We start from the raw sequence: 20,237 nt of genomic DNA on the forward strand, positions 1-20,237 counted from the left end.
TTACGCAAAAAAAATATAGTATAATATTAATAGGCAAAAAGTTTGAAATTTCGTAATAGGAAATAAATTAGCAGCATGAGCTACATGCATCTTTTATAGAGGAGAAATTAGGTGAAACACTTGGTTAAATCATCTACTAAAAAAATAATATGGGCAATTTGGATTATGCTTATCCCTGTAGGGCTATGGCTGACCTATCATCTTTTTCCACCAGACATAGCAGGGGAGTATGATGATTTGCTAGCGTTTTTAATTTTCATGGCCATTGTTGCGAGCATGCCGATGATCATCAATGGCGTCCCTGTTTTTTTCCTGCAGTGGGCAACCATTTCTGTTTTTTTAATATTCGGTTTATTTGTCGAGATGGTGCTTGTGCAAATAGCTCTGCTAACCTTGATGCTGCAAATGCGTCTTGATAAAAAGTCCCTATTTCGATTGCCGATGAACTCTGCGATGTTTTTACTTGTGTCATTTCTGAGCGGTGTTTTATATTATAGTCTCGGCGGGAGTCATGGAACAGATCTTCTGTTTCATATTGATACCTTTCTGCTTATTCTTTTTTACCCACTCATTTATTTTATATTAAATGCGTTTATCCTTTATTGTATTGACAGACTAGTATATAAGAGGAAAACAAGCTTCTTTACGAAAGACAGTATGTGGGAGTTTTTTACGACACTTATCACCTATCCTGTCGGCTTTGCATTGTACATTATGTATTTGGATATTGGCTTAATGGCACTTATTCTTATTGGAATTCCATTTATATGTCTATCTGTTGTGTTGAGACAGTATCACTCTAGCCAAACAATTAACAGCTACTTAAAGAAGATAGCTGAAATTGGTCATCAATTGTCTCAAACTTTGTTTGTGAAGGAAACGATTAATCTATTTATTGATAATATATTTGAGCTGATTAAGGTTGATGTCGTCTATGTAGACCAGGTCAACAGCAAAAATGAACTAGAATCAATTGCAAGAGTGGAAAAACAGAAGCGGCTTCCGATTTTCTCTGATGTGTTTAAGGAAAATGAAGGGATTATTGGCAGAGTCCTCGCAGCTAAAAAGCCGGCTGTCTTCCATAAACGGGAGGACTGGGAAGAACTGAACAAAGGGTTTATGCCAGATTATATTGAAAGTGTTTTGTGCATGCCAATCATTAAAAACAAATCAGTTATCGGCATTCTCCTGTTAGGAAGCGCACAGAAAAAGGCGTTTGCCCGTATGAAGCTGATGATATTAGATTTGCTATGCACTCAATTTGCAGTTGCGCTTGATAATGCACGATACTTCGAGAAAACAAAGGAAAACAGTGAGCGCTGTGCACTGACAAAGCTTTATAATTACCGCTACTTTGAGCAGCATTTAACAACTAAATTTGCGGAGATGAATCAAAACCTCATTAAAGGTTTAACTGTCATCATGCTTGATATTGATCATTTTAAATCTATTAATGACACTTATGGCCATCAGGCAGGCAATGAAATATTAATTGAATTTGCAGACAGGGTAGCGAGATTAATTGGCAAGCATGGCGTTGTAGCCAGATATGGGGGCGAGGAATTCGTGATTCTTCTTGAAGATACGACAATGGAGGAAGCACAAGAAATTGCCGAGTTTTTAAGGAAAATGATTGAAACTCGATCTTTCGCAATCAAACAAAATATGAATGAAAACGAAAGCGAATTGCAAGTTAACCTAACAGCATCATTAGGGCTTGCAAGTGCTCCTGAGCAAGCTGATGAAGCGATGGCATTAATCAGACATGCAGACAGAGCGCTTTATGTTGGAGCAAAACGAGCAGGCCGAAACCGAGTCGCTTGTTATATGAAATAGAACTTCTATTAATTAATATAGTTGTTCTTTTTTTTGTGTTTTTTACAGAATTCTATCCGGCCTATTAAAGGATTGGGAGGAAGGACCGATAACACAAAGGAATATACTGATTAACAGCCAGTAAATATTCCTGTAGAAAAGACTACCCTAGTAAAAAAGTCCCTGATATAATAAAGGTACTATTTTAATAGATTATTAGAAGCAAGAACGGAGTGAAAAAAATGAGGAGAGCGTCACGCTTCAGCAAGTTTTTTATATTATCAATGCTGTCATTGCTGTTAATTCCTTTAAATGCAAATGCGGCATCATCAGCTCCAACAGTTAACTTCACAATGACACCGTCACAGAGTGTAATTGTTAAACCGGCAAACAGCTCGGCACAAGGCAGCTTGGATATACGTTTATCTCCAGAAGGAAAAGCGACAAATGCGAACCGTTCTCCAATTGATGTTGCTTTTATTTTCGATAAATCAGGTTCCATGGATGAGCTTGGAAGAAACCCGTATAAATTTTTAAGTGCAAAAAATGCTATGTCGGAAGCAGCGGCTTATTTCAGTCAGGATCCGAATAAAAATGATCGATTTGCTCTTATCCCTTTTTCTTCAGATGTTGAAACAGATGAGGTTGTTACATTCCCTGTAGTGGCTACCCCAACTACAGATAATGTAAAAACAAACCTGCAGACAATCAACAGCAAGGCTAAGGACCTAACTGCTGTCGGCGGAACAAACTATACGCAATCCATCCAAAAGGCGATGAGTATGTTAACGACAGGGAATAGCACTTCCAAGAAGTACATCATTTTTATGACGGATGGAGAACCAACGTCTTCTAAAAACGTAGAAACATTTACGGACAGAGTATGCCAATATAAATATTTTTGCTATGACAAAAAAGTACAGGATACAGTCACATACACTATTTACACAAACAATACAGCAACTGCCGTTCGTTCTAACGGAGATGTTGTTTCTAACAGCTTAAACACAGTACAAGCAGCAATTAAATCACAAGTAAATGAACAGGTCGATGCACTTGCTGCTAATAATATTAAGCTGTATTCCATCGGATTTGGGACAAATAGTGAAGTAGATATGAGCTATTTAAGAAACCTATCGGAAAAAACGGGTGTAACAGCACAGCAAGCTTCAACAGATACCATTGCGAAAATCTTTGAAGACATTTCCCAAAAGGTTTCGACACCAACGATAACAACTACAGTTAAAATCAATATTTCTAAATATGCCAATACAGTTAAGCTAGCAGATAATGCAAATGCTACATTGGACAGCTCGGGTAATGTTGTCATTAAAAAGGATATTCTTTTCCCGATCAATCAAAGTGTTAATGAACCGATCGATGTGTCCCTGCCTTTGACATTTAGTGAAAAGGGGACATATACCTTTGATAATATAACGCTTGAATATACAGATCTAGACGGGAAAATGCAGCAAAAAACAACTTCTGCGACGATTACAGTAAAAGATGATGCACCTGCAGGCTTCCAGTCAAGTATGACATTATCAAAAGTCGTTAATGACTTAACCAGTTTAATCAAAACTAGTAATGCAAATGATAAGACGAATTATTTCAATGTCAATTATTCCTTAAAACCAACGAACCTTGTGAATAGCACGGTTACCGGAAAGTTAAAGGATTTAGTCATTGAACAGCCATTGCCTGCTGGTGTCAGCATCGTCCCTAAAGATAATGTGAAGCAAGAAACAAGAAACGGGCAGAATTACGCGATCATGACACTAAGTGATGTGTCCAATTACGCAAAAGGCAGCTTCTCACCATCAGAAATTACGGCTTCCATGCAGCTGAAGGTAGATTGGGCGGTCACCAATATGACGATGCCGCTTGCAACCTTGAACTATACAGATTCCCGTTTTTCATATGGCAGTAAAACAACCATTCCAGCTGCCAAAGATATGATAAACTTGAAGGTTCAGCTAAAGGAAAACACAGCGAATGTCTACACAGGTGATGCAGCAGGAACCATTGAAAAAAGAGACCAAGCGACAAATACGAAAAAAGCAAGCACACAAGATTTCAAGGAAGATTACGGTCTGCAAACTTTACCAGTAAAAGATATGGTTTATAAAGCAGGCACAAACAATCAAGCAATTGAAATCACTTATAATGATGACAGTAAATCATATTTATACTTCACACCAGATTATGATTTGACAGGAACATCAACAGGCACAAAATATGCTAGTGGAGCCAAAGCTTCAGAAGCAGTGGAAGCGAAGCTTATCCAAAAAGTAGCCGGTGATGATGTTGTTTATTCCTATAAAATTGATAATGGCAAGGATTCAACAGGCTGGGTTAAATTTGATCCAAATAAAGCTATTACAATAGACAAAATAGGTGAAAATAAGATTTATGTGAAGGCAGAAGGCGGATTTGCTAACAGCAAGGAAATTACCAAAACTATTACGATTGAGCATAAGATTCAATCAATTGAGGTAACGCCAAATCCGATAAATATTACAAAGGGAAGCACAGTAGATTTCACTGTTGCCATCAAACCAGATAATGCGACAAACAAAGACTTAGATATTAGTATTGGAGATACATCGATAGCTAGTATTCTTAATGGAAAGTACAGCATATATGGCGAGAAGCAAGGTAAAACAGAGCTTATTGTCAAAACAAGGGACGGTTCTAACCTTGAGGTAAGAATACCAGTTTCAGTCACAGATCCTTATATCGCGCTTGATGAGATTAAATTCACGAAACCAGCCTACCAGGTAGAGGTTGGCGAAGAGCTGCCAGTAACAGATAATTTGATATTTAATCCAAGCGATGCGACAGATAAGGATATCATTAGTGTTGTGGCTGATAAATCAGATAAAGTGGATGTCATTGAAAAAGGCGGAGAGTATTACCTGGTAGGTAAGGATGTCGGCTATTCAAATGTGACAGCAACAGCAGAGGAACAAAGAGATAAGAAAACGCCAAGTGCAACCACATTAATTGAAGTTGTTAAAGAAAAAGATACTGATGACGGCAATAATGGCGGGTCTGGAAACGGCACAGATGGTAAATGGTAATAGGAAAGAGGCTGGGACATAAGTATGTGAACCAGCGTAAAAACCGAACTATTGATTAAATAGTTCGGTTTTTTGTTTTTAGTTTAAATACAAAAAATTAGAAATTTTAGTGGAATGGAGCGGAGGCCACTCGACTACTAAGGGAAATAGAGGAAAGGATGAGACCCCGCAGGCGAAGACGAGGAGGCTCCATTCCTCCCCGCGGAAAGCGCGAGGCCGAGCGCGCAATGGAACGAACTAACTTTAACTCAAAAATCTATTTAGACACAACCTTCATTTTTAAAATTTAGTTGTAATTCTATTATTCGTGTTTAGAAAGCTTATCTTTTGTTTTGTCCCAGCCTCTTTTTTTTGGATAAAAAAAAGATGTCTTGTTAAGACATCTTCAAAGGCTTATTGTATAACAAAATCATCTGGTATAATCTGCAAGCGGTCAACGATCGGCAGTGCATCAATACCCTTTAACAATACGTCCTGGTCATAATCAACAATAAATCTAGACATGTAATTTTCACCAGAAAGGGGAACATTTTCAATGCTTTTAAACGCTCTATTTGCTCTAATAGCATTGATCTCCAGTGAATTTTTCGCGAAAATCCCGCCCTTAATATAAAAAAGTGAACCTACACCATATAATTCAGCATCCTTTTCTGTATAGAAGAATGCTTTTAATGGCTGGATGTTCTTTTCTTCTATCGGCAAGTACGGATAGCTTGGTTCGTTCATGTCGGAATAATTATTGAATTCATTCATCCGTGTTATTGTCAGTCTGTCTTTAGATAATAAAATCAGCTGGCCTTCTTCTGACTTGTTCGATTTGTTTGTGTATGGCAATCCAATAATATTAACGTTCGAAATAAAGCTTTCTGCGTTAGAGTAAACGACAGAATTAAAACGGACGATGTCATTTTCTCCATCTGCTTCACCTTTCTCATCGCCCTTGACAGTAAAGTCATCAAGGCTAATGATATTGCTGTTCAGATCCATATTGGTATTCAATGGTCTGATGCTGAGTGTTTTACCTGCGAAAATATCACCATTCAGCTTAACTCCATTCGATGCCAAGCTTGTGGTTGTGTCTGCATCTGATTCAATGACAACCTTGCCTGCAGCGACCAAGTCGGCCCAACCAGTAACATTGCCGCCGAAGTTAATGAGATGAAGATCTCCTGCTGTTTTAACGGATTGAAGGGAGATATTCTTATTGCTGACAATATACAGATTACCGTTAACGATTAAGTCCTTCTCAAATGTGATTGGATAGTTGCTGCTATTTATAACAACATCTCCATTAATTTGCACATTGTCTGTAAATGTGACAGGACCGGTTTTACTGTCAATCGTGAATCCATTTTCTAATCTCTCTAACGAATCTCCTACTACCGATTGTGGAACCTGTTGTGTATCTGTTTTGACAATATCGGTTTGTGCAGTCTTCGAGGTTACTTTACTGCTGATTTCATTCTTGAGAACCGCTGACAGATTAGTAACATCAGTCGTTGTTAAAACAGTTGTTGTTAAAGCATTATTGCTAAGCATCGTATTAATACGGTCTCTCAGTGTTTGATCATACTCAATGTTAATGAATTGACTGTCATGCTTTAAATCAGGTACGTCTTTCTTATAAAAATTATCTTCCTTTAACTTCTCAAGAATGGCTGCCCCAGTGCTATAGAAGTCTCCGTTTACAGAAGGCGGGAGAGAAGCAACTGTCCTCGATTTACCTGCACGATCCTGATAATTAGCATCCTTTGAAATGGTTAAATAGTTGGCAAAAGCATTTCCATTTATATTAGAGGAACCATTCAGGAAAAGTCCGCTATTCTTATCCTCTGAAGCAGATCCAGCAGCATATTTCAGAAAGCTTGGCAATGGCGATAAAATGATTTTTTTCTTTAAAGTACGAGTGACATCCCCTTCCTTTTCATTTGGGTTGTTTGTTACAAGTACAATTTCCAACACTCTTGTATAGTCGTAATTTCGATTAATGGAATAGGAGCTTGTATTTTTCTCCTTGGTTGATGCGCCACATGCTGTTTCTGCAGTATTTGGCTGTAAGTAAACGACTTCGTTGTTGCTTATATCTTCAATACTTAAACATTGAATCGAAGCATTATAATCTGGATTTTCAACAATATCATTCAGGCTTGGGATGAGCACATTGTTTTGCAGTTCTCCTTGAAAGGAGGAATTTACACGGTATGTGCCATCTGAATTTTTCGCCATATTTAAATTTAGTGTGTTGAGTCTTGTGGCAATGGAAGATGTAATTTCATCTAGTACCTTTTTGCTCTCAAAGGTAATGGTGATATCTGATTCCCTCGTTTCGACTCGCTTTGCTCCACTGATTGAAGAAGCGACAATGGCGAGACCAATCGTTGTAAATACAATCGACACAAGCAGAACAGTAAGCAACGCATTACCTTGTTCATTTAGTTTGTTCATATTATTTCTCCTTAAAAGCCAAACTGGCTTTTTAGTGTTAGTGGCTTGTTAAGTTTTTCGTTATTGATAACAAAGTCGACATATATGACGCCATGAAGGCATGTGTCACTATTTGTTTTATCTGTTTCGCTGCATTGCAGCTTTATCTCCGAATTGCTGAAATCTCCGTTGCTTTCCAATGCTTTGCCATCAATGGAAACAGAAGTAATGGTTTTACCATCCACTGTAGTTGGGACAAACTCAATTGATCTTGTTGTGGTTTTGTCTGTTTTCGCTTTGCTGTAAGAATAGAAAGTAGAGTTATCCTTTTGATTTTCCGTAATTGCAGTCTGTTCGGAATCAACGAGTTGAACACTTTTTCCCTGCATTTGTACATAATCAAAAGGGGTGCTGTTAAAGGAATTCATCATCATTGACACGGCATAGTCTGCATCATCACGAATCTGACCTTCAATTTGGATTTTATTAAAAAGATTTATTCCGGTATGGAAAACTCCATAAATAACTGGCAATACGATTGCTGTTATGGCAAGAACCGCAAGTACCTCCATCAAGGTAAGCCCTTTTTCATCTAAGATCTTCACTTTTAATTGCCCCCTCAACAGAAGTTGTATATTCTCGCTTATTGACTTTCCAATCAACTTTAACCGTTAAAGGGATGAAATAGTCTGTATACTTTTTGTCCAGCGTTGGAACAATAGAAACATGATAGGGAATATTATTAATCGTTACCGGGCTGCAGTCTGTAGGTGTAGCATCGCCCTTCCATATTAGCTTGTATTCGTTATTGCATATTTGTAAAGTTCCAGAGGATTTTTCATTTTTCTCTAACCGTTCTCTTATCGCTATAAATGAATTCGTTCCTGTAGACTGTTCCATAAACGTTAAAGCATTTCTGGCGACGTTTACTGCTGCAGTCTTTTTTTGATTAGAATTTGTATAGGAATAGGCTTGATTAAAAAAGTTCATTATACCTAATAAAATAATGCTCAATATTGTAAGGGAAACAAGTACCTCAATTAAAGTTAATCCTTTTGAACTAGATAATATCTTAAAAAATTTCATATATTCCCCTGCTTTCAAAATTACTAATCTTATTATACAATATTTATTAGTCGCAAAATGACTAAAAAAGTCGAAAAAGAGTGCTAAAGTATTGGAAAAATAGAAAAAACTGTAGATTTTTTAGGATTTAGGATATTGGTCTAAGGAGGTTTGCCATGATATCATATGTTCTAGCCCTTTTTTCCCTAATATTAATTGTGCCGATTGTGTATTTTCTGCCATTAGGGTTTACGAAAAAAGGAAAATGGTGGATTATTGGCGCAGCGCTGTTTACATCTGTTTGTGGCTTGTTGACACAAAAAGTTTTCGAATGGTGGCAAACAGTGCTTTTTATGTTGTTATTTTTAATTATATTTACTTATCTTTTCATTAAGAAATCCTCAGAGATGATGTTTGAGGCCGAAAATGACGAAGAAGAATGGGAAGACGAAATGGATTGGGAGCTGGCAACAGCAGAACAAGCAGTTCCGCAGAAAAATCGCTGGGAAATGGAAAGTAACAATGACTCCTTTTTAGTAGAAGAAGCTGAAGTGGAGCCAATAATTGCTGTGCAAAGTAATGCGTTAGAGGAGCAAGAGGAAATCATTCCTGCTATTTCTGTTGAGGAAGAATTTATGAAATCCGATTTTTCTGCTAAAGAAGATGTTAATAATATTGCAGAAGTGGACGAAATAATACTAGAGCAAAAAAATGAGCAAGAGGAGATTTCCGAAATAGATATTCTCCCAATACAAACAGAAAGTACATCTGACCAAGATAAACAGGCAGAAAGCTATTCATATATGGAAGAGCTTGAAAGGCTGATGTCTTCGGAAGAGACAGACGACTTGAACCTGCAACAGAGCAAGCAGCAAGAGCTGGAGGCAGGGCTTGCTGAATACGATATATCTTTACTGGAAGATATCGAGGAAGCAGCAGTAAGTCTTGAGGATGATGAACAAGCAGACAACAGTGAAGAGGAAAAGCTTGTCGACGAAGCTTGGACTGTTGCTGACAAGATCCAAGAACAGGAAGCAGCGAACCTTGTGGAGGATATAGAGTATTTGGAGCTGGAAGAAGTGGAAGCTCTGGCAGATGACATCGTGCCAGAGCAAGTCAAATCAGCAGAGCCAATGATTGAATTAATGGATGAAATTTTAGAAGACAACACAGAAGAAGCAAGCAATGAGCATCTTGAAGTTAATGAATTAGACAGTGTAACAGAGGAAGCGACAGCTTCGCCTAATCCTATATCACATCAAGTGATTAACAATACGCTTATGCAGTTGAAGCTGATGAAGAATAAGCTTGATAAGGAAGAGTACGAATCCATCTTGGTGAAATGCCTAACTGATACATTGCCATTACATGAATACTTTACAATATCTAATTTATTGATTGAACATTTCGTACAACAAAACGAGCACTCTAAGCTGGAGTCATTTTTTGCTCAATTGCAAACGAAATACGAACGAGAGCCAATCATCTTAGAACAGCTTAACTTTATGGAAAAGAACTACTTAAATAAATAATTATGTGAATAAGGTGAGGATATTTTATGAAAAACAGTGCACAAATTAAAGGATTGCCAATTATCAGCATTTCAAACGGACAGCAAGAAGGAAGGGTTCATTCTCTTATTGTTAACCCGGAAAAAGGATCTGTCGATTTCTTGACAATTGAACAGGAAGAATGGCAAGAGAGTGTTGATGCTATTCCTTTTAAAAAGGTAGTTGGTGTCGGTGAGTATGCAGTAACGATAGAAAGTGCTCATGCCATTATGGACTTAAATGAAATTCCTATTGCTAGTGAGCTAGTGAATAAACAAATCGGAATAATTGGTGCGAATGTTATCACTAGAAAAGGGGAGCTTATCGGCAAGGTGACCGAATTTTTGGTGGATGACGACAACGGCGGTGAAATTAAAGGATTGCTAGCAGATGTCAAAAATGAGGAAGTTTTGATCGATGCTGAGCTAGTTATGACATATGGTAAAGACATCATTGTTGTGAAAGAGGAAGCATCTGCGAGCCTTAAAGAGTCTGCTCCTAAAGAAGAAGCATTCACACAAGAAACAGTTGTAGAAGCAGAGGAATTAATAGAAGAGATTTCCGCTTCCTCCCTAAAGGATATGGAAGAGGCAGAGCGTCTTCAAGCATTAAAGGAAAAACAAGTAGAGCTATTGCTTAACAAGAAAGTAGTTAATGATATATACACAAATGAAGGCCAATTATTACTTGCTAAAGGAACTGTTCTGTCTTTAGAGGATATTGAAAATGCTCAACTAGCAGGACCAAGCGTAGTAATTGAACTTTCAATGAATGTGGAAGCTTAATAACAAAGGAGCAAACACTGCATGAAAAACATCCAAGCTGCAAAGCTATTTGCCGCAATTTTGTTCGCCACTTCCTTTATTTTTAGTTTTTCCCAGTTCGGGACAAAGGCTTACAGTAATCTTTTTCAGAGTAATGACGGATATGAAGAGCATACAACAATTGCTGGCATCGATGTTTCTGGGATCAACCAAAAGGAAGCCGTAAGTGCTTTAAGTGAAAAGCAGTCAGAATGGGAGAAAAACACGACGATTCAATTGAAATACAAGGAAAAGACCGTGGACTTTGATTTAAGTCAGTTTGTCTTTCAATTAAAGGATTCTGTTGCCTCCATCAAACAAGGGGCTGACAATAATGTAATCGTCTCCCTTGACTTGCAAGAGATGGAGAGTTTCCTTACATCTGTATCTGCTGAACTGACAAGTGATAATGCTTTTTATTTGTCTCGTTTAAACGATAGTTTAGTAGGAATGGCGGCAAGCTTGCAATCTGGCAATCAATTAATAGACTTAAATGAATACAGAATAAGCAAGGACGAAAAAGCTGCCAAATTATCGGAGGCTACCGTAGACACTGATGACCAGAAAAACAGTGTAAAAAAATGGGTCAAGCAGTTTCCTACATTAACGATAAAACCGCAAACAACAATTTCCTTGCTCGAGTGGATGAAGGAAAACAATGGAGAGGCCTATTCTGATAAGGTGCTGAGTATGGTGGCTACTGCGGTTCACACTACGATTCTGCCAACGAACTTCACCATTTCAGAAAGATATTTAAGCAATGCCCTGCCAGCTTTTGCTGAGCTAGGCTATGAAGCAAAAGTGAATAAAAATCAAAACATGGATTATCGTTTTTATAATCCAAATGAAGAGACATATACACTTTCATTTGAAATGGTTAATAGCAAGCTGTATGTAAGCTTAAATGGTGCGAATTTCTTGTATAACTATAAAGTGCTTTTATCTGACAAAGAGACATTTACGCCAAAAACAGTCCTTCAGTTTGACCCAAGCTTAAGTTTGAATGAAACAAGGGTTGTAGAAGAGGGAGCCGACGGACTTTATATAAAGGTATATCGAGAGTCTAAGAATGAAAATGGGGAAATTGTCAAAAAGGAACTAATTAGTGAAGATTTTTATGCACCAGTTAATAAGGCGATTGCACATAGTCTCCTTGTTGAGCAGGACGTGACAATTGATTCTGATGAAAACAGTACAGAAGAAGAGTCAGATAGTAATACAACGACAGATGCTGACTCAGGAGCAACAGAAACAGATGAAAGCACGTCAGACACAGAAGCTAGCAAAGACAAGACGACTGACAGCACAGAGGCTGACAAGGCGGCAACTGCAACAAATACTACGGAAGAAACTGCGGACAGCGGAACTACAAAATAATTTATAGGGAGGGATTTAGGATGAAACAAATTCGAAAACGACTTGGAGACTTGTTAGTGGAGGCTGGTTTGCTGACAGAGGAACAGCTTCAGCAGGCACTTACAGACAAGCATCCAGATCAAAGGCTTGGTGACAGTTTGCTTCAAAAGGGATTCATCACAGAGCAGCAGCTAATTGAAGTATTGGAATTACAGTTAGGCATTCCACACGTAAGCTTGTACCGTTATCCTTTTGACCCTAAATTATTTACGATTGTTTCAAAGGAAACAGCGAAAAGACAGCTGATTATCCCTCTGAAAAAGGATGGAGAAAAGCTGTATGTAGCAATGGCTGATCCGATGGACTTCTATACAATCGATGATTTGCGTCTGTCCACTGGCTTTCAAATAGAAACTGCGATCGCCTCAAAGGACGATATTTTGCGGGCGATAAATAAATACTACGATATGGATGAAGGCTTCGAGGAATTGCTGTCAGATCCGAATGAAATTGGTGAAAGCCAAACAGATGGGATGATGGAGCAGGATTCACCAATCGTAAGACTTGTAAATCAAATTTTAACGAATGCAGCAACATTAAAAGCAAGTGATATTCATATAGATCCACAGGAAACAAAGGTTGTTATCCGCTATCGTGTTGATGGGGTGCTTCGTGTCGAACGAGTGCTTCCAAAGCATATGCAAAGTGTATTGATTGCAAGACTTAAAATAATGGCCAATTTGGATATAACCGAACACCGAATTCCTCAAGATGGCAGAATCAAAATCAATTTAGACTTCCATCCAATTGATTTGCGTGTATCGACATTGCCAACAGTTTATGGAGAAAAGGTTGTTATGCGTCTTCTTGATTTAGGAAGTGCATTGAATGACTTAAACAAGCTTGGTTTTAATAAAGTTAATTTTGGGCGTTTTGTAGAAATGATCGAAAAGCCGACTGGAATTGTGTTAATAACAGGACCAACTGGTTCAGGTAAATCATCGACATTGTATGCGGCGCTTAATCGCTTAAACAGTGAGGAAGTCAATATTATTACGGTCGAGGATCCTGTTGAATATCAGTTGGAGGGCATTAACCAAATACAGGTTAACAGCAATGTCGGCATGACATTCGCAGCAGGTCTGCGCGCAATTCTTAGACAGGACCCGAATGTCATCATGGTTGGGGAAATACGGGATAAAGAAACAGCAGAAGTTTCTGTAAGAGCTTCACTGACAGGACATCTTGTCTTAAGCACCCTTCATACAAATGATTCTTTAGGCTCAATTACTCGCTTGCTGGACATGGGAGTGGAGCCGTTTTTGGTCGCATCCTCGCTAAGTGGCATTGTGGCACAGCGGCTTGTAAGAAAGGTATGCAGAGACTGTGGTGAGGTTCATCCGGCGTCAATAAGAGAAAAGGAAATCTTCGCAAAACGGGGATTAACTATTGATAAGGTTGCAAGAGGCCGAGGCTGTGCATCCTGCAATATGACAGGCTATAAAGGCCGTGTTGCCATCCATGAGGTGCTAGTTATAAATGATGACATGAAAAGTGTCATCATGAATGGAGAGTCCTTTATAAAGCTTCGTGAGCTTGCGATTAAAGCGAAAACGATTTTCCTGATTGATGATGGATTATTAAAAGTAAAACAAGGAATTACTACAACGGAAGAAGTGCTTCGTGTAGCTATCCCTGACTAGGAGGGACTAACGTGTATAACAATATCGACCATTTGCTTCGGGTCGGCTTCGAGCTGAAAGCTTCAGACATCCATTTGACGGTCGGCGTTCCTCCTGTCATGCGGATAAACGGAGAGCTAAGAAGATATGGTAAAGAAAGCCTAACCCCTGCAGATACAGAGAAAATGGCAAAAGAGATGATTCCAGAGGATTTATGGGAGGCGTTTAAGGAAAAAGGCGAGCTTGATTTTTCCTATAGCTTAACGGGCGTTTCCAGATTTCGTGTCAACACATATAAACAGAGAGCCTGCGTTGCTCTGGCGATTAGGGTTGTGCCGACATCAATTCCGAACTTGGATGATTTGCAGCTTCCGCAGATTTTGAAGAAAATCAGCGAAAAGCCGCAAGGACTCATATTAGTAACAGGACCGACGGGCAGCGGTAAATCAACAACACTTGCAGCGATGATTGCTTATATGAACGATACAATGAGAAAGCATATTATCACATTAGAAGACCCAATTGAGTATTTGCATAAGCATGGAAAATGCATCATTGACCAGCGAGAAGTCGGGTTTGACACGAACAACTTCGCAAATGGTTTGCGCGCATCCTTAAGACAGGATCCGGACGTTATTCTTGTTGGTGAGATGCGTGACTTAGAAACCATTCAAACGGCAATAACGGCAGCGGAAACAGGCCATTTAGTGCTTGGTACTCTTCATACATCAAGTGCTCCGGCAACAATTAACCGGATTATTGATGTATTTCCGCCTTCCCAGCAGGATCAAATTCGTATCCAGCTAGCATCTGTTCTTGTCAGTATTGTGTCACAACGGCTGTTTCCAACACCTGATAAATCAGGTAGGGTGTCTGCAACAGAGATTCTCATTAATAATGCAGCTGTCGCCAACCTGATTCGCAATGAAAAGATTCACCAAATCCTGAATATCATGCAGACATCAAGAGCCGCGGGCATGCACACATTAGAAAGCAATGTGAAGGAGCTTGTCCAAAAAGGTGCGATATTAAGAGAAGCAGCACTGCCATATTTACAGGAGGAGCAAAGCAATGGCTCGTTATAAATATGAAGGAAGAGACCGTAAAGGCAAGAAGACTGGCATCGTTACGGCACAGTCCAAACGTGAGGCGATGCTGCAGCTGAAGGAAAAAGGAATAAGAGTCATGGAAATGAACGAAATTCCAGAGACATTGCTCACAAAGGAGCTAACCCTTGGCAGTCCTGTGAAGCTGCAAGACTTTGTTATATATTTACGCCAATTTGCGACATTATTGAAAGCCGGTATTTCTGTTGTTGAATCGACTTCCATTTTGGCGCAGCAAACAGAAAGCAAAGGGCTTCGAAAAGCATTGCTTGCAGTTGAGCAGGATTTGCGTGACGGAAATCCTTTGTCACAAGCAGCGAGCAAGCACCGTAAAGTGTTTTCAAGCATGTTTGTCAACATGATCCGAGCAGGAGAAGCAAGTGGAAGCATGGACGAAACATTAGAAAGACTTGCCGTCCACTACGAAAGACAGCATTTTACAAAGCAAAAGATTGTGTCAGCGTTAACGTATCCGATTGCTATAGCCATCATCGCCATTGTCGTTGTTATCTTCCTGCTAGTAAGCATTGTGCCGACATTTGTGGATATGTTTAAGGATTTTGGCGGTGAATTGCCTGCAATCACCCAATTCGTCTTAAATGCAAGTGAATTTATGCAGGTATACTGGTGGCTGATTGTTTTATTAATGATTGCCTTTGTCGTCGGCATACTTGTCGTTCGAAATAATAAAGCATCAAAATACTATTTGGATTATTTCCTTTTACGTATACCAGTATTCGGGAAAATTTTGCAAAAGGCAGCACTGGCAAGGATGACACGAACACTAAGCTCCCTGTTTTCAAGCTCTGTGCCGATACTGCAGGCTATTGCGATTGTCGAAAGTGTTATAGAAAATGAAGTAATGTCAAAGGTGCTTATAAAGTCAAGAAGCGCATTGGAGCAAGGTCAATCACTGACAACGCCAATGAAGGCACACTGGGTCTTCCCGCCACTAGTAACACAAATGATTGCAATCGGTGAAGAAACAGGTTCTCTTGATGCAATGCTTTCAAAGGTTGCCGATTTCTATGAAAGAGAAGTCGAAAGCGCAACAGACAGACTGAAGTCCTTGATCGAGCCAATTATGATTGTCCTGCTTGCAGGCATCGTTGGAACTATTGTTACATCCATCATGGTACCTATGTTCGAAATATTCAACCACGTCCAATAAAAAAAATAGGACTTTTTCCTTAAAATAACTATATGCATAAATCTGCTTATCTAGTATAATAGCAATAGGTTGTACACAACCAAACAAAAAATACCTTTCTAAGAGGAGACAAATATAATGGGTCAATTATTAAAAAAACATATTAAAAATGAAAAGGGTCTAACGCTTATCGAGCTATTAGCAGTTATCGTTATCCTTGGTATCATCGCTGCGATCGCTATTCCTAGCATTGCGAATATTATTGAGAAATCTCGTTTTGACGCGATTAAAGCTGACGCTGTACAAATTTTGAATGGTGCACAGACTTATGTTTCTTCTAATGACATTGAGACAGGCAGTACTGATAATGAATTAAGCCCAGCTGATCTCGCTGATTATGTTGAAAATGTAACTACATTCACTGGAGAAAGTGCGTACAAAGTTATTGTTACTGATGCAGGGCTTGAATTCTCTGGTACTGGTAAAAAAGGTAATGTAACAGTTACATTTACAGATGCAACACTGACTGGGATAAACTCTGCTAAAAAAGATGGTAAAACAACCACAATTGATGAATAATCGAGGTAAAAAACTTTGATCTACCTACTAATCTTCCTATACGGAATAACACTAGGCTCCTTTTACAACGTCGTTGGGCTCAGGGTTCCATTGAAGAAATCAATTGTTAGGCCAAGATCGCATTGTTCCAATTGCGGGCATACATTAACACCGCTAGAATTAATACCTGTTTTAAGCTATATGTTGGTAAGGGGGAAATGCAGATGCTGCAAGGCATCGATTTCCCCCTTATATCCTATATTTGAGCTTTTGACAGGTGTTCTTTTTGTTTTATGCCCTATTTTTCTTGGCTGGGAAGCAGAGCTTTTTGTAGCGTGGACGTTCATCTCTTTATTGATGATCATCACTGTTTCCGATATAACCTATATGATTATTCCAGATAAGGTGCTGTTATTTTTCGGTACCTTGCTTTTGGCAGAAAGAGTGTTTATTCAGCTTGACCCATGGTGGGATAGCTTATTGGGAGCAGCTGTCGGCTTTGTCCTTTTATATGTGATTGCTGTCGTTAGCAAAGGCGGCATGGGTGGCGGAGATATTAAGCTGTTTGCTGTGATTGGGCTCGTCCTTGGCGTTAAGCTGGTCCTGCTTACTTTCTTCCTTTCCACCTTGTTTGGCACAGCAGGCGGCCTTATCGGCATGTATACAGGCAAGGTGAAAAAAAGCAAGCCAATTCCGTTCGGACCATTTATTGTGATCGGCGCGCTTGTCAGCTACTTTTATGGTAATGACCTAATTAATTGGTATATGAATGTATTTCTTTAAGGAGCAGGGATATGGCTATTCGATTTAATCTAGGAAAAAGTAAATTTGTCAATTTAACAGTAAAAGATCATGTCATCCGCTATGCAGAGTTAAAGAACGGGCATGAAACTGCTGTTCAAACCTGGGGCGAGCGCTTTTTGCCGGCAGGTTTGATTCATGATGGCGTGATCCAGGATGTGGAGACCTTTTCGATGATAATGGAAGAGTGCATACAAGAATGGAAAATTGCCAAAAAACAAGTCCGCTTCCTTGTTCCTGATTCATCTGTCGTTATTCGGAAGATTGCGATTCCAGAAGATGTAACACCTGATGAAATTAAAGGCTACTTATATATGGAATTAGGGACATCCATTCATTTGCCATTTGAGAATCCTGTTTTTGATTATCATTTGTTAAAGGAAAAAGACAAAAATAAAAAACAAATTATCTTATTTGCGGCCCCGGAAAATAATATCGCTGATTTAGCTGAGATTCTTGATGAAGTGAAGCTAAAGCCTGCGGTTGCTGATATTTCCGCGCTGGCTCTTTATCGCTACTATCACCATACAAACAAGACGCCAGAAAATGATGGAGTTATGATTATCGAAGTCGACTTAAAAACAGTTAATGTCAGTATTTTCGAAGATCATCATCCACTTTTCATGCGCCACTTAAACATTGAAGCAGACAATGAAAAATGGGTACAGGCAAGTAACGACCCAGGTCTCGTTTACACTGGTGATAATATGGATGTTTGGAATGGATTAGATGAGATATATAAAGAGCTGGAAAAAGTAATGAGCTTCTACCGCTATACTCTCAACAAGGGAGATAAGCAAGTAAAAAAAATGGTGATTACAGGAGACCACCCTTGGCTTTCTGGCATTATAGACCAATTAAAGGAAAGGTTTGATAATGCAGAGCAGATGAAGGGGTTCGGCCCGAGTTTGAATGATGAGCCTATACCAACAAGTATTCATGTCAACATTGGTTTAGGATTAAAAGAGGTGTAACCATGCTAGTAGAAATTAACCTCCTTCCTAAAAAAGAGCCGAAGAAATCGGCCATGCTCGTATGGGTCCTCGCAGCAGCTGGACTTGCAGCATTGCTTGCAGGCTTATTTTTTTGGCAGTACACCAATGACAAGAAAAAGTTGGATTCAGTCGAGGAAAGCCTTGTTCTTAACAATAAAATTGCAGAATCTTCACAAGCAAGCTTAAAAAATTATGAAGAGTCCGACTCTGCAAAGGACTTGAAAACGGCCATTACTTGGGCGGAGGAGCAAAAGGTCGATAATGTCTTTATACTAAAACAGCTTACGGCAATTCTACCTGATAGAGGCTTCATTCAAGAGCTGGAAGTGAGTGAAAAGCAAAAAGTCACGCTTAACGTCCAGTTCGACACAAAAAGTGCTGCAGCATACTATTTAAACTCTCTCCTGCAATATAGCTGGATTGATGAAGCTGTTCTAGTTGACAGCAAATCGACAGATATTTTAGAAGGCAAAGTGAGTGATCAAATAGACGAGGCCATAGAACGCCTTAAGGAAGGCGATATTGAGCCAAGATATTTTGCTACTTATGAAATAGTGTTTAATGCTGCAGGAATAAAAGCTGCAGAAAAGACAGATGAAGGGGAGGATTCCCCATGAGATTTAGCGAAAATAGATCGCTATTCCTGTTCCTGCTAAGTGCAGTAATTATATTAGGTGCAGGTGCTTATACGTATTATGCGTACTTGCAGCCACTTGCTACAAAGGTAAATACGAAGGAAACAGAGCTGCAGCTTGTAAAACAGCAGGTTTCCATTCTTGATTCGAAAATTAAAGCGGCAAAAGAAAGCACAAAAACCAGCACTGTTCAGCTCCAGCAGCAGGTGCCTGTTAAACGATTGCTTGAACAAGCCCTTTTGCAAATAGAAAAAGCAGAAATTATTTCAGACACAAATTTAATCGAAATAAAGCTGAATGGCACAGACTCGGATGAAACAGTTACGGAGGAAGATTTGACAACAGCTGATAAAGCGATTGATGATGCCAATAAGTCTGACAATGAAGCAAGTGACAAAAAGGCAGCAGACGCTGAAACAACGTTGCCAAACGGCATCAAAAAAACAACAATCAATATTTTAGGAGAGGCAAACACCTATTTCGACCTGGAGAAACTGTTAGAGCAGCTTCAGTCCTCTAAACGGATTATGGATATTGATTCGTTGAAAATCACTGGAACGAAGGAAGTCATGGAAGTAGAAGATAACGATCAGAAAATTGAGTTCGAGATGACTTTATCCATTTACTATTATCCAGAGCTGGAAGACTTGATCAATGACTTGCCGTCAATGGAAAGTCCAGCTTCAGCAGACAGGAAGAACCCATTTGCAGGGGTGTCTACAGAGGAAAATGACAAGTAAGAGATTAATTTCTAGATGGAATGATAAAGGCTTAACCCTTGTCGAGCTGCTTGCAGTCATTGTCATCATAGGTATTATTGCCGCAATTGCTGTTCCTTCTGTCATTAAGGTGATTCATGACATGAGAGACAAGTCCTTTGTTGCGAATGCATGGAATATGAAGGAAGCGGCCGATTTCTATATTAAAGAGGCAACAACAAGCGGAAATGGTGCCAATGAGCGCATTACTTATAAGGAGCTTGTTGATAATGGCTATATGAGTAAGTTCAATGATCCTGATACAGATAACATATTGCCTCCATCTGATGACAGCTATGTGACAATTTACAGTAATGAGACGATTGCTGTTTGCATAAAAGGAGAAAAACGAAATCTTTGCACGAATGAAGGCGAAGAACAAGCGATTCAGTATAAGGATTTAAAAACAAGTCTAATACTGTCTAATTAAAACTGAATTTGACGAAATCATTCTAT

General features: G+C 39.1%; 17 protein-coding genes. 14 read left to right on the forward strand and 3 right to left on the reverse strand.

From position 1 onward, the window contains the following. Positions 1-111 precede the first annotated feature (111 nt). Entirely contained in the window at positions 112-1,836 is a 1,725-nt protein-coding gene (locus tag EM808_RS05975) for a sensor domain-containing diguanylate cyclase (RefSeq protein ID WP_235856573.1), read from the forward strand. Positions 1,837-2,057: 221 nt separating this feature from the next. Beyond that, on the forward strand, positions 2,058-4,898 hold the full coding sequence (locus tag EM808_RS05980; protein WP_127737233.1) for a vWA domain-containing protein: 2,841 nt from the start codon (positions 2,058-2,060) through the stop codon (positions 4,896-4,898). A gap of 393 nt (positions 4,899-5,291) precedes the next feature. Here the strand turns inward: EM808_RS05980 and EM808_RS05985 are convergent, their stop codons facing one another. The 3 genes from EM808_RS05985 to EM808_RS05995 are packed head-to-tail and all read right to left on the reverse strand — an operon-like array spanning position 5,292 to position 8,408. Next, positions 5,292-7,343 (reverse strand): hypothetical protein, encoded by a 2,052-nt coding sequence (locus tag EM808_RS05985; RefSeq protein ID WP_127737235.1) that lies wholly within the window; start codon positions 7,341-7,343, stop codon positions 5,292-5,294. 11 nt (positions 7,344-7,354) lie between these two features. Further along, the gene (locus EM808_RS05990) at positions 7,355-7,927 is read right to left on the reverse strand and encodes a PulJ/GspJ family protein (RefSeq protein WP_127737237.1); all 573 of its coding nucleotides are present in this window, start codon (positions 7,925-7,927) and stop codon (positions 7,355-7,357) included. Continuing rightward, the gene (locus EM808_RS05995; protein ID WP_127737239.1) at positions 7,911-8,408 is read right to left on the reverse strand and encodes a type IV pilus modification PilV family protein; all 498 of its coding nucleotides are present in this window, start codon (positions 8,406-8,408) and stop codon (positions 7,911-7,913) included. The genes EM808_RS05990 and EM808_RS05995 overlap by 17 nt, the downstream gene beginning before the upstream one ends. A 155-nt stretch (positions 8,409-8,563) precedes the next feature. On the opposite strand from EM808_RS05995, the gene EM808_RS06000 reads away from it, so the two are divergent. The 12 genes from EM808_RS06000 to EM808_RS06055 all read left to right on the forward strand — a co-directional run bounded on the left by EM808_RS06000 (position 8,564) and on the right by EM808_RS06055 (position 20,211). Continuing rightward, a complete protein-coding gene (locus tag EM808_RS06000; protein ID WP_127737241.1) occupies positions 8,564-9,919 on the forward strand; it encodes a hypothetical protein in 1,356 nt (451 codons plus the stop codon). Positions 9,920-9,945: 26 nt separating this feature from the next. Continuing rightward, the gene (locus tag EM808_RS06005; protein ID WP_127737243.1) at positions 9,946-10,722 is read left to right on the forward strand and encodes a PRC-barrel domain-containing protein; all 777 of its coding nucleotides are present in this window, start codon (positions 9,946-9,948) and stop codon (positions 10,720-10,722) included. 21 nt (positions 10,723-10,743) lie between these two features. Beyond that, a complete protein-coding gene (locus EM808_RS06010) occupies positions 10,744-12,117 on the forward strand; it encodes a G5 domain-containing protein (protein ID WP_127737245.1) in 1,374 nt (457 codons plus the stop codon). Between the two features lie 20 nt (positions 12,118-12,137). Continuing rightward, a complete protein-coding gene (locus tag EM808_RS06015; RefSeq protein ID WP_127737247.1) occupies positions 12,138-13,799 on the forward strand; it encodes a GspE/PulE family protein in 1,662 nt (553 codons plus the stop codon). A gap of 11 nt (positions 13,800-13,810) precedes the next feature. Continuing rightward, a complete protein-coding gene (locus EM808_RS06020; RefSeq protein WP_127737249.1) occupies positions 13,811-14,863 on the forward strand; it encodes a type IV pilus twitching motility protein PilT in 1,053 nt (350 codons plus the stop codon). Then, positions 14,850-16,055, forward strand: coding sequence for a type II secretion system F family protein (locus EM808_RS06025; RefSeq protein ID WP_127737251.1), 1,206 nt, complete (start codon positions 14,850-14,852; stop codon positions 16,053-16,055). Before EM808_RS06020 ends, EM808_RS06025 begins: the two co-directional genes overlap by 14 nt. A 117-nt stretch (positions 16,056-16,172) precedes the next feature. After that, the gene (locus EM808_RS06030; protein WP_127737253.1) at positions 16,173-16,613 is read left to right on the forward strand and encodes a prepilin-type N-terminal cleavage/methylation domain-containing protein; all 441 of its coding nucleotides are present in this window, start codon (positions 16,173-16,175) and stop codon (positions 16,611-16,613) included. An 18-nt stretch (positions 16,614-16,631) separates the two neighbouring features. After that, positions 16,632-17,375, forward strand: coding sequence for a prepilin peptidase (locus EM808_RS06035; protein ID WP_396898115.1), 744 nt, complete (start codon positions 16,632-16,634; stop codon positions 17,373-17,375). Between the two features lie 11 nt (positions 17,376-17,386). After that, positions 17,387-18,367, forward strand: coding sequence for a type IV pilus biogenesis protein PilM (gene pilM, locus EM808_RS06040; protein WP_127737257.1), 981 nt, complete (start codon positions 17,387-17,389; stop codon positions 18,365-18,367). Between the two features lie 2 nt (positions 18,368-18,369). Further along, the gene (locus EM808_RS06045; protein WP_127737259.1) at positions 18,370-19,005 is read left to right on the forward strand and encodes a fimbrial assembly protein; all 636 of its coding nucleotides are present in this window, start codon (positions 18,370-18,372) and stop codon (positions 19,003-19,005) included. Further along, the gene (locus EM808_RS06050) at positions 19,002-19,763 is read left to right on the forward strand and encodes a pilus assembly protein PilO (protein ID WP_127737261.1); all 762 of its coding nucleotides are present in this window, start codon (positions 19,002-19,004) and stop codon (positions 19,761-19,763) included. The genes EM808_RS06045 and EM808_RS06050 overlap by 4 nt, the downstream gene beginning before the upstream one ends. Next, a complete protein-coding gene (locus tag EM808_RS06055) occupies positions 19,753-20,211 on the forward strand; it encodes a prepilin-type N-terminal cleavage/methylation domain-containing protein (RefSeq protein WP_127737263.1) in 459 nt (152 codons plus the stop codon). The genes EM808_RS06050 and EM808_RS06055 overlap by 11 nt, the downstream gene beginning before the upstream one ends. Positions 20,212-20,237 lie beyond the last annotated feature (26 nt).

This window comes from Niallia taxi, assembly GCF_004005475.1.
Lineage (GTDB): Bacteria > Bacillota > Bacilli > Bacillales > Cytobacillaceae > Niallia > Niallia taxi.

What these genes read in the sequence shown, in the direction of transcription:
- EM808_RS05980 (WP_127737233.1), top strand. Translation starts at nt 2,058, where the DNA reads ATGAGGAGAGCGTCACGCTTCAGCAAGTTTTTTATATTATCAATGCTG.
- EM808_RS05985 (WP_127737235.1), bottom strand. Translation starts at nt 7,343, where the DNA reads ATGAACAAACTAAATGAACAAGGTAATGCGTTGCTTACTGTTCTGCTT.
- EM808_RS05995 (WP_127737239.1), bottom strand. Translation starts at nt 8,408, where the DNA reads ATGAAATTTTTTAAGATATTATCTAGTTCAAAAGGATTAACTTTAATT.
- EM808_RS06000 (WP_127737241.1), top strand. Translation starts at nt 8,564, where the DNA reads ATGATATCATATGTTCTAGCCCTTTTTTCCCTAATATTAATTGTGCCG.
- EM808_RS06005 (WP_127737243.1), top strand. Translation starts at nt 9,946, where the DNA reads ATGAAAAACAGTGCACAAATTAAAGGATTGCCAATTATCAGCATTTCA.
- EM808_RS06010 (WP_127737245.1), top strand. Translation starts at nt 10,744, where the DNA reads ATGAAAAACATCCAAGCTGCAAAGCTATTTGCCGCAATTTTGTTCGCC.
- EM808_RS06015 (WP_127737247.1), top strand. Translation starts at nt 12,138, where the DNA reads ATGAAACAAATTCGAAAACGACTTGGAGACTTGTTAGTGGAGGCTGGT.
- EM808_RS06025 (WP_127737251.1), top strand. Translation starts at nt 14,850, where the DNA reads ATGGCTCGTTATAAATATGAAGGAAGAGACCGTAAAGGCAAGAAGACT.
- EM808_RS06030 (WP_127737253.1), top strand. Translation starts at nt 16,173, where the DNA reads ATGGGTCAATTATTAAAAAAACATATTAAAAATGAAAAGGGTCTAACG.
- pilM (WP_127737257.1), top strand. Translation starts at nt 17,387, where the DNA reads ATGGCTATTCGATTTAATCTAGGAAAAAGTAAATTTGTCAATTTAACA.
- EM808_RS06045 (WP_127737259.1), top strand. Translation starts at nt 18,370, where the DNA reads ATGCTAGTAGAAATTAACCTCCTTCCTAAAAAAGAGCCGAAGAAATCG.
- EM808_RS06050 (WP_127737261.1), top strand. Translation starts at nt 19,002, where the DNA reads ATGAGATTTAGCGAAAATAGATCGCTATTCCTGTTCCTGCTAAGTGCA.
- EM808_RS06055 (WP_127737263.1), top strand. Translation starts at nt 19,753, where the DNA reads ATGACAAGTAAGAGATTAATTTCTAGATGGAATGATAAAGGCTTAACC.